Below are 13,857 nucleotides of genomic sequence, written 5' to 3' on the forward strand. Positions count from 1 at the left end.
ATTGTAAGCGTTTTGTATTGTAATAGAGGAATGCCTGTCCATGTGCCGCCCGCCAGCCCGCAGCGGGTCTGCATCGTGGCTTGACGCGGCAAGGCAAAGCCGCTTATACTTGTCGGCTTTCCGTTCGCTCAGGAAAAGTAAATAAGGCAGAGTCCGCATAGCAGCATCGGCGGAACCACCATTTGAGCGTGTAATCTATTAGGAAGTCAACATGAAAACATTTTCCGCTAAAGGACATGAAGTCCAGCGCGATTGGTTCGTGGTTGACGCGACGGACAAAGTCCTCGGACGTGTTGCCAGCGAAGTGGCACTCCGACTGCGCGGCAAACACAAACCAGAATTTACTCCTCACGTCGATACCGGCGACTTTATCGTCGTCATCAACGCAGGCAAACTGCGTGTGACCGGTACCAAAGCTACTGAGAAAATTTACTACCGTCACTCTGGCTATCCAGGCGGCATCTACGAAACCAACTTCCAGAAAATGCAACAGCGTTTTCCAGGTCGCGCGCTTGAGAAAGCGGTCAAAGGCATGCTGCCTAAAGGCCCACTCGGCTACGCAATGATCAAGAAGCTGAAAGTGTACGCGGAAGGTTCCCATCCGCACGCTGCTCAGCAACCTAAAGCACTTGTTCTCTAAGGAACTGACATGATCGGTAATTACAATTATGGAACCGGCCGTCGCAAAAGTGCAGTGGCTCGGGTTTTTATCAAAGTTGGCACAGGCTTGATCGTTGTTAACGGCAAACCAGCAAACGAATACTTTTCGCGCGAAACGGGTCTGATGGTCATCCGTCAACCACTGGAACTGACCGGCAATGTCGAGCGTTTCGACATCAAAGTCAACGTCCATGGCGGCGGTGAGTCGGGCCAGGCTGGTGCAGTTCGTCACGGCATCACCCGCGCTCTGATCGACTACGATGCAGCGTTGAAACCGGAACTGGCGAAAGCCGGTTTCGTTACCCGCGATGCACGTGAAGTCGAGCGTAAAAAAGTTGGTCTGCGCAAAGCACGTCGCGCAAAGCAATTCTCGAAGCGTTAATTTCTACGCTACAGCACCTTTCGGGGTGCTGGTCGAAAAGCCGCTGGACTTCGGTCCTGCGGCTTTTTTGCATTTCAGCGGGATGCGCCGTTGCGCTGTAAAATACGCGGAAAACCAGCAGGGGTAGGGTTTCCCCTATCTTTATGCAATCTTATGCAATCTACACACAAGGAAAGAACATGATCAAAGTTGGCATCGTCGGCGGCACTGGATACACGGGCGTGGAATTGCTGCGCTTGCTGGCAACCCATCCAGATGTCGAGTTGACGGCGATTACCTCGCGCAAGGAAGATGGCTTGCCCGTTGCTGACATGTATCCTTCCCTGCGTGGCCACGTAAAACTGGCGTTTTCCTCGCCGGACAAGGCCAATTTGCAGCAGTGCGACGTGGTCTTCTTTGCCACGCCACACGGTGTTGCCATGGCGCAAGCACCAGCCCTGCTGGCCGCCGGCGTGAAAGTCATCGACCTGGCCGCCGACTTCCGCCTGAAAGACCAGGCCAAGTTTGAACAGTGGTACAAGATTCCCCACACGGCGCCCGAGCTGATCGAGCAAGCCGTGTACGGCTTGCCGGAATTGAACCGTGAAGATATTAAAAAAGCCAGCCTGATCGCCAACCCCGGTTGCTACCCGACCACCATGCAGCTGGGCTTTTATCCGCTGCTCAAGGCCGGCCTGGTCCATGCGGGCGGCTTGATCGCCGACTGCAAGTCGGGTGTGTCCGGCGCCGGCCGCAAGGCGGAAATCGGCATCCTGTTCTCGGAAAGCAGCGACAGCTTCAAAGCCTACGGCGTGGCCGGTCACCGCCACTTGCCGGAAACGACGGCGCAACTGCAGCGTTTCACGGACGAAAAAGTGGCGCTGACCTTCACGCCGCACCTGGTGCCGATGATCCGCGGCATGCATTCGACGCTGTACGCGCAGCTGAACAAGGATGTCAGCAATGAAGAATTGCAAGCCTTGTTCGAAGAGCAATACAAAGATGAGCCTTTCGTCGATGTGATGCCATTCGGCTCGCATCCGGAAACGCGTTCCACGCGTGGTTCGAACATGTTGCGCCTGGCCTTGCACCGCCCTGAAGGCGGCAACACCGTCATCGTGCTGGTGGTGCAGGACAATCTGGTCAAGGGCGCCTCGGGCCAGGCTGTGCAGTGCATGAACTTGATGTTTGGCTTGAAAGAAACGGCTGGTTTGCAACACATCGCCCTGCTGCCGTAAAAATAGGCAACCGTGCTTGTGCAGGTCCGACGCCTTTTTGCCGGACCTGTGATAAATTGGATTGCCACCTACCCCGACAGGATGACGTTCATGTTCGAGCGCAACGCGAAAAACCCCATCGATACCCTGATCGGCGCCTCCACGCGGATCGAGGGCGACTTGCTGTTTTGCGGCGGCTTGCGCATCGATGGTCATGTGCGCGGCAATGTCACGGGCGAAGCAGGCGAGCCCACGTATGTGGTGCTGGGCGAGGCGGGCCGCATCGATGGCGAGGTGCGCTGCTCCAGTCTGGTCGTCAGCGGCGAGATCAATGGCCCCGTGTATGTGTCCGAAATGCTTGAAATCCAGCCGAAAGCCCGCATTCTGGGAGAGGTGTATTACAAGGTGCTGGAAATGCACAGCGGCGCATTGGTGCAAGGCAAGCTCAGCCGCCACGACAGCGCCGACCCCGTGCTGCACCTGGCCGTGTCGGAAATGTGAGCAGGAACAACACCGTCCAGCCGCGTCAGCGGCGGTCGCAGCGCGACTTGCGGCAACAGTCTATAATGAGTTAATGTTTTCTAGTAGGAGTGTCTGATATGAATGCCGTCGCTGAAATGCAAGATGTGATCCCTTCACCCATTATCTTTACCGATAGCGCCGCTGAAAAAGTCGCGCAGTTGATCGAAGAAGAAGGCAATCCCGACCTGAAATTGCGCGTCTTCGTGCAGGGTGGCGGCTGTTCCGGCTTCCAGTATGGCTTCACCTTCGACGAAATCGTCAACGAAGATGACACCACCATGGTCAAGAACGGCGTCCAGCTGTTGATCGATTCCATGAGCTACCAGTATCTGGTCGGCGCGGAAATCGATTACAAGGATGACCTGGAAGGCGCGCAGTTCGTGATCAAGAATCCGACAGCCACCTCGACTTGCGGTTGCGGTTCCTCGTTCTCCGTCTAATAACAGACTGAACGGGTTTAAGAAATAGCGGATCGATGATCCGCTATTTGTGTTTCTGGAATAGTTATTCCTTGTCAACGCGGATACAGCGCACCTAGTACTCGTAAGCCTTGCGCGCCCGTGACGGCCGGCAAGTTGCCTGGCTTGCGCTGCGTAAAACGGCAAGCCAGCCAGGCAAACGCCAGCGCCTCGACCTGGCTGGGCGCCACGCCCAGCGCTTCGGTAGACTCCACCGCCATGCCCGGCAATTCGCGCGCCAGCGCCGCCATCAGGCTGGCGTTTTGCGCGCCGCCACCACATACATACACCGTTTCCGCCTGTGCGCCGTCGCGCGCGATGGCGCGCGCCAGGCTGGCGGCCGTCAGTTGCGTCAGGGTCGCTTGCACGTCGGCCGGCCGGGCTGCTGGATACCTGGCCAGCTTGCCTTGCAGCCAGTCGGCATGGAACAGGTCGCGCCCCGTGCTTTTCGGCGCCGGCAAGTCAAAATACGGATCATCGAGCAATTCTGTCAGCAGGGCGGGGATAACCTTGCCCGTGGCGGCCCAGGCGCCGTTGGCGTCGTACGGCTGGCCCTGGTGCTGCAAGACCCAGCCATCCATCAGCGCATTGCCGGGCCCCGTGTCGTAGCCCGTTACCGTGCCGTCCGCATGCAGCACGCTGATATTGCTGATGCCGCCGATATTGGCCAGCACACGGGTGTGGCCGGGGAGATTGAAAATGGCTTGATGGAAGGCCGGCACCAGCGGTGCGCCTTGGCCGCCGGCCGCCACGTCGCGGCTGCGCAAGTCGGCGATGACATCGATGCCCGTCAGTTCGGCCAGCAGGGCAGGGTTGTTCAACTGGCGCGTAAAGCCCAGTTCGGGGCGGTGGCGGATGGTCTGGCCATGCGCACCGATGGCAACGATGGCGTCCGCGACTATGCCCGCGTTGCTCAATAGCATGGTGACGCAGTCGGCGTAATGGCGCACGAGTTGATTGGCCGCCAGCGCTTCGCGTTCGATTTCATTCTGGCCGGCACTTTGCAATGCCATCAGGTCGGCGCGCAGGCTGGCGGGAAAGGCAATATAGGCGTCGCCCAGGCTACGCACGCTGCCATCGTCGGAAAAATCGACCAAGGCGCCGTCGACGCCGTCCAGGCTGGTGCCCGACATCAAACCGATATACAGCATGGGTGTTTCCTTGAATGCGTAAGTGATGAGGTGCATTGTGCCGCATTTGTGCCGTACGCAAAAGCGCGCGGGAAAAAACAAAGGCACCGGCCATCTACATGGGCGGTGCCTGTTGCCCGAAGGCAGTGTTGCAGTGTCGCAGTCTCGTTTAACGCGACGCCAGTGCCGTGTCGTTCGGACGCAGCAGGGTGAAGCGGTGCATCATGTCGTTCGACACCATGCGGAAGCGGCTCAGCTCGGCGGCCGTCAGCGGCGCCTGGGCTTGGACGTTCAGTTTGCTTGGGTCTTGTGCCACGCCGCCGACGCGGAATTCATAGTGCAAATGGGCGCCCGTGGACCAGCCGGTGGTGCCGACATAGCCGATCACATCACCCTGGCTGACTTTTTGACCTTTTTTCAAGCCGGAAGCGAAGCGGCTCATGTGGGCGTAGGCGGTGGTGTAGTTGGCCCAGTGTTTCAGGACAACAACATTGCCGTAGCCATTTTGACTACCGACGGTATCGACCACGCCGTCGCCCGAGGCGCGGATAGGCGTGCCCGTTGCAGCAGCAAAATCGATGCCCTTGTGTGCTTTCCAGTTGCCGGAAATCGGGTGCACGCGCATGGAGAAGCCGGACGAGATGCGGGAGAATTCGAGGGGGGATTTCAGGAAGGCTTTTTTGAGGGACTTGCCGTCAAAACTGTAGTAACCGCCGCCTTGTTTGCTGGCTGGGTCTTCGAACCAAACGGACTGATAAGTCGTGCCGCGGTTGGTGAATTCACCGGCCAGGATGCGGCCCGCTCGGACGAATTCGCCATCTTGCCAGAATGTTTCGTAGACGACATTGAACGAGTCGCCGCGTTTCAGGTCGGAGCGGAAGTCGATATTGGTCGAGAACATTTCCACGATTTGCGCGGAAATCGAGTCGGGCAGGCGGGTGCCGTCCAGGCTGGAGTCGGTGGCGGCGAACAGGGTGGAAGTAATCTTGCGCGCGTGCATTTCAACGCGGCGTTCCAGCTGGGCTGCCACTTCCGTGGCCACGAACTTGTCGCCCTTGCGGGTGATCAGGATGTTCTTGACCGATTTGTCGCTGCCGTCGACGAGGGTGGCGCGCATCCAGTTGAGGTCGCCGTTTTCGGACGTTTGCGCTTGCACGCGCTTGCCCGATTTGAGCAACATCACGCCGCGCGCAATCTTGTCGGTCTTGATGAAATTGGCGGCCGCTGGATCATCCACGCCGAGACGGGTCAGCAGGGTGGCGAGGGTATCGCCAGCGCGGACTTTTTCTTCGTGGGTGAAATTCTGGTCTACCTGTTCCATCGCGGAAATTTGCGAGGCGAGATCCGGCATTTCCAGGTTCTGGGCGATGGACGTGACCGGCATGTCGGATGCGTCGGGCGCCATGGGAGACACAGCGACAGCGCCGAAGGCGGTAACGGCGAGCAACACTGCCGACACGCTAATAATGCGTGCCTTGCGTGTCGTCGTCAGCTGCGTGTACAAGCGTGAGCCTGTGATTTTATGTATAGGGTTCATGCAATCAGTTAAAATTTGCCCTTGAACGTGACCTGAACTAATGCTCTTTGTTATTGTTATTTTGGTTCGTTTTCATACGGCAAGATTGATGGGATCGAGCATTATAGCAAACTCCGCAAACCTACTACCATTTTGAGATCTACAGTCAAATTTTATGGAAATCAACACCACCGCATCGCCTGTAAAGGCTAACGCCGCTCAGACCGCACTTCCGCTGTCGGACAGAGTACAAGAAGCCCTCGCGATTACCAAGCGTGGCGTCGACGAACTCTTGATCGAAAGCGAATTTGCGCAAAAATTAGCACGTTCCGAGAAAACCGGTGTTCCACTGCGCATCAAACTGGGCCTGGACCCGACTGCACCCGACTTGCATCTGGGCCACACTGTTGTGCTGAACAAAATGCGTCAGTTGCAAAACCTGGGCCATCAAGTCATTTTCCTCATTGGCGACTTCACGTCGATGATCGGCGACCCTTCGGGCCGCAACGTCACGCGCCCGCCTTTGACCAAGGAACAGATCGAGATTAACGCGATGACGTATTTCGCGCAAGCATCTTTAGTGCTGGATGCCAGCAAGACCGAAATCCGCTATAACTCCGAGTGGTGTGATCCGCTGGGCGCGCGCGGCATCATCCAGCTCGCTTCCCACTACACGGTGGCGCGCATGATCGAGCGCGACGATTTCACCAAGCGCTTCCAGGGCGGCATTCCTATTTCCGTGCATGAATTCCTGTATCCGCTGATGCAGGGCTACGATTCGGTGGCCCTGAAATCGGACCTGGAACTGGGCGGCACGGACCAGAAGTTCAACCTGCTGGTGGGCCGCGAATTGCAAAAGCAGTACGGACAGGAGCAGCAGTGTATTTTGACCATGCCGCTGCTGGAAGGTTTGGACGGCGTGGAAAAAATGTCCAAGTCGAAGAATAACTACATCGGCATCACGGAACCGGGCAACACCATGTTCGCCAAGCTGATGAGCATTTCCGACGTCATGATGTGGCGCTACTACGAGTTGCTGTCGTGGCGCTCGATCGCCGAACTGGCGCAGCTGAAGAGCGAAGTGGAGGGCGGGCGCAATCCGCGCGATGCCAAGGTTGCTCTAGCGCAAGAAATCGTCGCCCGTTTCCATTCGCAGCAGGCAGCGGAAGATGCGCTGGCCGACTTCGTCAACCGTTCGAAGGGCGGCATTCCCGATGACATTCCCGAAGTCAGCCTGGCTGGCGCGCCGCTGGGCATCCCGCAATTGCTCAAGCAGGCGGGCCTGTGCCCATCCACGTCGGAAGCCATGCGCATGATCGAGCAAGGCGGCGTGCGCATCGACGGCACCGTTATCAGCGACAAGGCGCTGCAAGTGGCGGCAGGCGAATTCGTGTTGCAAGTTGGCAAGCGCAAATTTGCGCGCGTCACCCTGACGGCATGATCGCGCTGCTGCAACGCGTTACGCAGGCGAAAGTCGATGTCGATGGTGCGACCATCGGCGCCATTGACGCCGGCCTGATGGTGCTCGTGTGCGCCGAGCGGGGCGATACGGAGAAGGAAGCGGACGCCTTGCTGAGCAAATTGCTCGGCTATCGCGTCTTTGCCGACGAGGCGGGCAAGATGAACCGCAGCGTGACGGACGTGGCTGGCGGCTTGTTGCTGGTGCCCCAGTTCACCCTGGCGGCCGACACCAAGTCCGGCACGCGCCCGTCGTTCACGCCGGCGGCCTCGCCGCAGGATGGCTTGCGCCTGTTCACGCATTTCGTGGAACAGGCGCGCCACCGCCATGCGACCGTGCAAACGGGGCAGTTCGGCGCCGACATGCAGGTGTCCCTCACCAATGACGGCCCCGTCACGTTCTGGCTGCAAGTGAACGCAAAGCAATAGATAAAACGATAAAGAGGAGCAAGCGATGAAATTGTGGAGCGAGACGTTTCGTGATGGCGGCTTGATACCGGCCGAATATGCGTTTGCCGAGCTCGATCCGGTCAGCCGCGTGCGCCTTGCCGGCAACCGTAATCCCCATCTGGCCTGGGACGAGGTGCCGAATGGCACCGAGTCGCTGGCCCTGTTCTGCATTGACCCTGATGCGCCGCAAGATGCGAGCCTGGCCAACCGCGAGGACCAGGCTCTGCCGCTGACGGCGCCGCGCGGTGACTTTTATCACTGGAGCTTGCTCGACTTGCCGCCCGCCATGCGGGTTATTGCCGCCGGTGAATTTTCCAGTGGCATCACGCCGCGCGGCAAGGTTGCCGGCACTGGTACTGGGCTGCAATTGCGCCAGGGCATCAACGACTACACGGGCTGGTTTGCCGGCGATCCTGACATGGCCGGCGATTATTACGGCTATGATGGTCCGTGCCCGCCGTGGAATGACGAGCGTATCCACCATTATATTTTTCGCCTGTATGCGCTCGACGTGCCGCGCCTGGCCTTGTCCGAGCGTTTTACGGGGCAGCAAGCGCATGCCGCCATGTACGGCCACATCCTCGACGAAGCCCAGCTCGTCGTTGCCTACTCGCTCAACCCCGAGCTGGCACTTACCCTGAAGAAATAAAGCATGAGCACCACGATTTTACTGATACGCCATGGCGAAACGGCCTGGAATGCGGGCCGCCGCCTGCAGGGGCATATCGACATCGCCCTGAACGAGGCGGGCCTGGCGCAAGCGGCCGCGCTGGGACAGGCGCTGGCGGACGCACCGCTGGCCGCCATCATTGCCAGCGATTTGCAGCGCGCGCAGCAGACGGCGCAAGCCGTGGCCGACGTGAAAGACTTGCCCGTGCAGACGGACCCCTTGCTGCGCGAGCGCTGCTATGGCGCCTTCGAAGGCTTGCTGTATGCCGACATTGCCGCCCGCTATCCGCATGAGTATGCGCAATGGCAATCGCGGCAGATCGATGCCGTGATGCCGGCAGGCGAGCGTCAGGCCGAGAGTTTTCGCCAGTTCTATGCGCGCGCGAACGTCGCCATCGCCCGTTGGGCCGAACAATATGACGGCCAGACGATTGCCATCGTGGCCCACGGTGGCGTGCTTGAATGCGCCTACCGCGAAGCGGTCGGCATGACGCTCGACAGCCCGCGCGACTTCCAGGTCAAAAATGCCAGCGTCAACCGTTTTTCGTATGCGGACGGCAAGCTGCATTTAGTGCACTGGGGAAATATCGAACACCTGAGCGCGCCTGCAATGGACGAGCTGGGCTAAAAGTTGGGTGAACAGGGGGGCGGCCCGCCGGACCGGCTGGCCGGTCCCCCATTTTGCTGTGCTGCACAAGCGTGGCGCCCACTCTAGCGCATTGAAACAAAAAAATAGTGCTTATTAAATAGGCAGGGAATCGGTTAAAATAGCAGGTTCCCCCGTCCATTCCAGGTTCTTCAGTGCAAATCGGCCCTCACATTCTGCGCAACAACGTTTTCGTCGCTCCCATGGCGGGCGTGACGGATCGGCCTTTCCGCCAGTTGTGCAAGCAGCTGGGTGCCGGCTATGCCGTGTCGGAGATGGCGGCGTCGAATCCGCGCCTGTGGGCGACGGAAAAAAGCGCGCGCCGCACGGACCATGAAGGCGAAATGGAGCCGAAAGCCGTGCAAATCGCCGGTGCCGATCCGCAAGACCTGGCCGATTGCGCCAAGTTCAACGTGGACCGGGGCGCGCAGATCATCGACATCAACATGGGTTGCCCCGTGAAGAAGGTGTGCAACAGCTGGTGCGGTTCGGCCTTGTTACAAAACGAAGCCTTGGTCGAAAAGATCTTGCACGCCGTCGTCAACGCCGTTGACGTGCCCGTCACCCTGAAATTCCGCACGGGCTGGAACCGCGAAAACAAGAATGCCCTGACCATTGCCCGCATCGCCGAGCAAGCCGGCATCCAGATGCTGACCTTGCACGGCCGCACGCGCGCCGATGGCTACAAGGGCGATGCCGAATATGAAACCATTGCCGCCGTGAAAGCGTCGGTGGGCATCCCCGTGGTGGCCAATGGCGACATTAGCAGCCCGGAAAAGGCCCGCTTTGTGCTCGATCAAACGGGCGCCGATGCCGTCATGATCGGCCGCGCGGCGCAGGGCCGGCCGTGGATTTGCCGCGAGATCGATCATTTCCTGCGCACCGGCACCTTGTTGCCGGCGCCCTACGTGGATGAGGTGCGCACCTTGATGGACGAACATTTGCGTGCCCATTACGCGTTTTACGGTGAATTCCTGGGCGTGCGCACGGCGCGCAAGCACATCGGCTGGTATGTGAAAGACCTGGACGGCGGCGAAGCGTTCCGACAGCAAATGAACTTGCTGGAGTCGACGGATGCGCAATTGCTGGCCGTCGATCAATTTTTTGAGTCGCAATGGAAATTTGGCGAACGGTTACAATACTGCCTCTCCGAATCCAGTGAAAGTGGCCTGCTCGATGTGATCAAACTTACGGCCACGGCAGCATGAGCAGATAGCAACAAGCAGGGTAAATCAGTTACCAGCAGTACAAGGGCGAGCGCCTATACAGAGCGTCATGCAATATTAATTACAACACCGAAACAAGACGGCAGCACGCGGACCGCATGAGCGGCGCGGCAGCGGATTGTCAGGTGTTCAGCCGGTTGAAGCATACAAATGAGCAAAGAAAGCATTCAGGAAGTCGTACAGAAAAGTCTAGAAGATTACTTCAATGACCTGGGCGAACAGCAAGCATCGAATATCTATGACATGGTTGTGCTGACCGTGGAAAAGCCCATCCTGGAAGTCGTGATGACACGCGCCGATGGCAACCAGTCGCACGCCGCGCAGATGCTGGGCATCAACCGCAATACCCTGCGCAAGAAATTGCAGGAGCACGGTTTGCTGTAATGCCGGCATGCAAGTGACGCCAAGATTTGAATCCGCCGCAGCAGTCTTCGCCTGAGGACTGAACTGCGCCATTCGCCAAGAACACTTAACCACCTAGCCACAGCCATGATCAAACAAGCTCTCCTCTCCGTTTCCGACAAGACCGGCGTTCTCGAATTCGCCCGCGCCCTGTCCGCACTCGGCGTTAACCTCCTGTCCACCGGCGGCACCGCCAAATTGCTGGCAGACAACGGTGTTCCCGTCACGGAAGTTGCCGATTACACGGGTTTCCCGGAGATGCTCGATGGCCGTGTGAAGACCCTGCACCCGAAAGTGCATGGCGGTATCCTGGCGCGCCGCGATTTCCCTGAACACATGTCGAAACTGGTCGAGCACGACATGCCGACCATCGACATGGTGGTGGTCAACCTGTATCCGTTCCAGGGCACGGTCGCCAAGGCCGATTGCACGCTGGAAGACGCGATCGAAAACATCGATATCGGCGGCCCGACCATGCTGCGTTCGGCGGCCAAGAACCACAAGGACGTGGTCGTCATCTGCGATCCGACCGACTACGACGCCGTGCTGGCGGAGCTGCGCTCGGCCGACGGCAAGGCAGGCGACGTGAGCTACGACACCAAGTTCATGCTGGCGAAAAAAGTCTTTGCGCACACGGCGCAATACGATGGCGCCATCACCAACTACCTGACCAGCCTGGGCCCGACGAAAGTGCACGCCGAGCGCGGTGCCTATCCGCAAATCCTGAACGTTGCATTTGAGAAAGTGCAAGACATGCGTTACGGTGAAAACCCGCACCAGAGCGCCGCCTTCTACCGCGACCTGGCCGTCACCGATGGCGCGCTGGCCAACTACCGCCAGCTGCAAGGCAAGGAATTGTCGTACAACAACATCGCCGACGCCGATGCAGCCTGGGAATGCGTGAAGAGCCTGGGCGGCTTCGGGCAAAGCGCCGCCTGCGTGATCGTCAAGCACGCGAACCCATGCGGCGTCGCCCTGGGCAAGAATGCGGCCGAAGCGTATGCGCGTGCCCTGCAGACGGACCCGACTTCCGCGTTTGGCGGCATTATCGCCTTCAACACGGAACTCGACGGCGCCACCGCCGGCGAAATCGCCAAGCTGTTCGTCGAAGTGCTGATCGCCCCATCGTTCTCCGCGGAAGCGAAACAGATTCTGTCGAGCAAGCAAAACGTGCGCATGCTGGAAATCCCACTGGGCTCGGGTGTGCACGCGATGGACTTCAAGCGCGTGGGTGGCGGCTTGCTGGTGCAATCACCGGATGCGAAAAACGTCGGCATCGGCGACTTGCGCGTGGTCAGCAAGCTGCAGCCAACGCCGCAGCAACTGGCCGACCTGATGTTCGCCTGGAAAGTGGCAAAATTCGTCAAGTCGAACGCCATCGTCTTCTGCGGCAATAACATGACCCTGGGCGTGGGCGCTGGCCAGATGAGCCGTATCGACTCGGCCCGTATCGCTTCCATCAAGGCGCAAAATGCCGGCCTGTCGCTGACCGGTTCCGTGGTGGCGTCGGACGCCTTCTTCCCCTTCCGCGACGGCCTCGACGTGGTCGTCGACGCAGGCGCGACCTGCGTCATCCACCCGGGCGGCTCCATGCGCGACCAGGAAGTGATCGATGCGGCGGACGAGCGCGGCGTCGTGATGCTCTACACAGGAACGCGTCACTTCCGTCATTAAGAAGGCGGTCTAAACTACGGCGCGGCGCGGGGCGCGGCCTGCGATGCTCACTGTGCTCTAGCACAGTTGCGTTTCTCGGCCACGCCGCATCGCCGCTCGCTACGGTTTATCCCACCTTCTTGAAAGGTGTGCAAACGGCAGGCACCGGTTATTCACCGGTGCCTGCCGTATTCATTATAGAATCTGGCGATGATTATTCTTGGCATCGATCCTGGCCTGCGCACCACCGGCTTTGGGGTCATTGAAAAACACGGCAACAAGCTGCGCTATATCGCTTCGGGGACCGTCAAGACGAGTTCCGAAGGGGAATTGCCGCCGCGCCTGAAGATCATCTTGCAGGGCGTGAGCGAAATTGTCGGCACCTACCAGCCCGATTGCGCGGCCATTGAAAAAGTGTTTGTCAACGTCAATCCCCAATCGACCCTTCTGCTGGGCCAGGCGCGCGGCGCGGCCATTTGCGCGCTCGTGCATGCCGACCTGTCGGTGGCCGAATATACGGCCCTGCAAGTGAAACAGGCCGTCACGGGGCACGGCAAGGCAGCCAAGGAGCAGGTGCAGGATATGGTCTCGCGGCTGTTGTCACTGCCCGGCTTGCCCGGCACGGATGCCGCCGATGCCTTGGGCGTGGCCATTTGCCACGCCAACAGCATTGATGCGCTGGCCATGCTCGGCGCGCTGGCGCCGCAATTGCAGGGCTTGCGTATGAAGCGCGGCCGCCTCGTCGGATAGTTGCGACTGCCATGCCACGTCCATGGCGTCGTTGCACTGCCTTGCCGTACTATTCGTACTGTCTGCGGCAGTGCGCCTTGCCCTGAACATGGCCTGACAGCCGCAACACTCCAGCAAGCTTTTGTTTACAATTTAATTTCATTAGGAACACGCGATGATAGGCCGTCTCTCCGGTATTTTGCTTGAAAAGAATCCGCCACAATTATTGGTCGATTGCCAGGGCGTCGGCTATGAAGTCGACGTGCCAATGAGCACGTTTTACAACCTGCCCCATGTGGGCGAAAAAGTCGTGCTGTTCACGCACCAGGCCATCCGTGAAGATGCGCATCTGCTGTTTGGTTTCGGCAATGCGGCCGAGCGGGCCGTGTTCCGGCAGTTGATCAAGATCACGGGCGTGGGTGCGCGCATGGCGCTGTCCATCCTGTCCGGCATGACGATAGCCGACCTGGCGCAAGCGATCACGCTGCAAGATTCCGGCCGCCTGGTGAAAGTGCCTGGCATCGGCAAGAAGACGGCGGAGCGGTTGCTGCTGGAATTGAAGGGCAAACTGGGGGCCGACATCGGCGCCAGCGGTGCGCATGCGGCGCCCGATGCGCAATCGGATGTTTTGAACGCGCTGGTAGCGCTCGGCTATTCGGACAAGGAAGCGCTGGCGGCCGTGAAGAACGTGCCGGCTGGCAGCGGCGTGTCGGATGGCATCAAACTGGCGCTGAAAGCGCTGTCGAAAGGCTGATAACGC

At 59.2% G+C, this 13,857-nt stretch carries 16 protein-coding genes; 14 read left to right on the forward strand and 2 right to left on the reverse strand.

All coding sequences use genetic code 11. The features are described from left to right. Nucleotides 1–211: 211 nt before the first annotated feature. The 5 genes from rplM (at nt 212) to erpA (ending at nt 3,200) form a co-directional block, all read left to right on the forward strand. The gene (rplM, locus tag ACQ4W7_RS14965; RefSeq protein WP_010393282.1) at nt 212–640 is read left to right on the forward strand and encodes a 50S ribosomal protein L13; all 429 of its coding nucleotides are present in this window, start codon (nt 212–214) and stop codon (nt 638–640) included. A gap of 9 nt (nt 641–649) precedes the next feature. Continuing rightward, entirely contained in the window at nt 650–1,042 is a 393-nt protein-coding gene (gene rpsI / locus ACQ4W7_RS14970) for a 30S ribosomal protein S9 (RefSeq protein WP_010393285.1), read from the forward strand. A gap of 179 nt (nt 1,043–1,221) precedes the next feature. Continuing rightward, nucleotides 1,222–2,259, forward strand: coding sequence for an N-acetyl-gamma-glutamyl-phosphate reductase (gene argC / locus ACQ4W7_RS14975; RefSeq protein ID WP_436531446.1), 1,038 nt, complete (start codon nt 1,222–1,224; stop codon nt 2,257–2,259). Nucleotides 2,260–2,349: 90 nt separating this feature from the next. Then, nucleotides 2,350–2,739 carry a bactofilin family protein gene (locus tag ACQ4W7_RS14980; RefSeq protein ID WP_426074647.1) on the forward strand — a complete coding sequence of 130 codons (390 nt, stop codon included), beginning with the start codon at nt 2,350–2,352 and terminating at the stop codon, nt 2,737–2,739. A 98-nt stretch (nt 2,740–2,837) separates the two neighbouring features. Further along, a complete protein-coding gene (erpA, locus tag ACQ4W7_RS14985; RefSeq protein WP_029496047.1) occupies nt 2,838–3,200 on the forward strand; it encodes an iron-sulfur cluster insertion protein ErpA in 363 nt (120 codons plus the stop codon). A 74-nt stretch (nt 3,201–3,274) separates the two neighbouring features. On the opposite strand, the gene ACQ4W7_RS14990 is transcribed toward erpA, so the two are convergent. Beyond that, a complete protein-coding gene (locus ACQ4W7_RS14990) occupies nt 3,275–4,369 on the reverse strand; it encodes an anhydro-N-acetylmuramic acid kinase (RefSeq protein ID WP_436531449.1) in 1,095 nt (364 codons plus the stop codon). Between the two features lie 148 nt (nt 4,370–4,517). After that, nucleotides 4,518–5,885 (reverse strand): M23 family metallopeptidase, encoded by a 1,368-nt coding sequence (locus ACQ4W7_RS14995; RefSeq protein ID WP_426074649.1) that lies wholly within the window; start codon nt 5,883–5,885, stop codon nt 4,518–4,520. 154 nt (nt 5,886–6,039) lie between these two features. Here ACQ4W7_RS14995 and tyrS point away from each other — a divergent pair, with 154 nt between their 5' ends. The 9 genes from tyrS (at nt 6,040) to ruvA (ending at nt 13,851) form a co-directional block, all read left to right on the forward strand. Continuing rightward, nucleotides 6,040–7,305, forward strand: a complete 1,266-nt coding sequence (tyrS, locus tag ACQ4W7_RS15000; protein WP_436531451.1) for a tyrosine--tRNA ligase — start codon at nt 6,040–6,042, stop codon at nt 7,303–7,305. Further along, entirely contained in the window at nt 7,302–7,751 is a 450-nt protein-coding gene (gene dtd, locus ACQ4W7_RS15005) for a D-aminoacyl-tRNA deacylase (protein WP_436531453.1), read from the forward strand. Before tyrS ends, dtd begins: the two co-directional genes overlap by 4 nt. 25 nt (nt 7,752–7,776) lie before the next feature. Further along, nucleotides 7,777–8,421: a YbhB/YbcL family Raf kinase inhibitor-like protein gene (locus ACQ4W7_RS15010; RefSeq protein ID WP_436531455.1), complete on the forward strand. Its 645-nt coding sequence runs from the start codon at nt 7,777–7,779 to the stop codon at nt 8,419–8,421. A gap of 3 nt (nt 8,422–8,424) precedes the next feature. Further along, a complete protein-coding gene (locus ACQ4W7_RS15015; protein ID WP_426074653.1) occupies nt 8,425–9,069 on the forward strand; it encodes a histidine phosphatase family protein in 645 nt (214 codons plus the stop codon). Nucleotides 9,070–9,242: 173 nt separating this feature from the next. Continuing rightward, the gene (dusB, locus tag ACQ4W7_RS15020; RefSeq protein ID WP_436531457.1) at nt 9,243–10,295 is read left to right on the forward strand and encodes a tRNA dihydrouridine synthase DusB; all 1,053 of its coding nucleotides are present in this window, start codon (nt 9,243–9,245) and stop codon (nt 10,293–10,295) included. Nucleotides 10,296–10,463: 168 nt separating this feature from the next. Continuing rightward, nucleotides 10,464–10,697 carry a helix-turn-helix domain-containing protein gene (locus tag ACQ4W7_RS15025; protein ID WP_008445162.1) on the forward strand — a complete coding sequence of 78 codons (234 nt, stop codon included), beginning with the start codon at nt 10,464–10,466 and terminating at the stop codon, nt 10,695–10,697. A gap of 105 nt (nt 10,698–10,802) precedes the next feature. Next, nucleotides 10,803–12,389: a bifunctional phosphoribosylaminoimidazolecarboxamide formyltransferase/IMP cyclohydrolase gene (gene purH / locus ACQ4W7_RS15030; protein WP_436531459.1), complete on the forward strand. Its 1,587-nt coding sequence runs from the start codon at nt 10,803–10,805 to the stop codon at nt 12,387–12,389. 189 nt (nt 12,390–12,578) lie between these two features. Continuing rightward, nucleotides 12,579–13,118 (forward strand): crossover junction endodeoxyribonuclease RuvC, encoded by a 540-nt coding sequence (ruvC, locus tag ACQ4W7_RS15035; RefSeq protein ID WP_436531461.1) that lies wholly within the window; start codon nt 12,579–12,581, stop codon nt 13,116–13,118. A gap of 154 nt (nt 13,119–13,272) precedes the next feature. Continuing rightward, nucleotides 13,273–13,851, forward strand: a complete 579-nt coding sequence (ruvA, locus tag ACQ4W7_RS15040; RefSeq protein ID WP_436531463.1) for a Holliday junction branch migration protein RuvA — start codon at nt 13,273–13,275, stop codon at nt 13,849–13,851. Nucleotides 13,852–13,857: the final 6 nt, after the last annotated feature.

The sequence above is a fragment of the Janthinobacterium algoris genome, assembly GCF_051380935.1.
Lineage (GTDB): Bacteria > Pseudomonadota > Gammaproteobacteria > Burkholderiales > Burkholderiaceae_D > Janthinobacterium.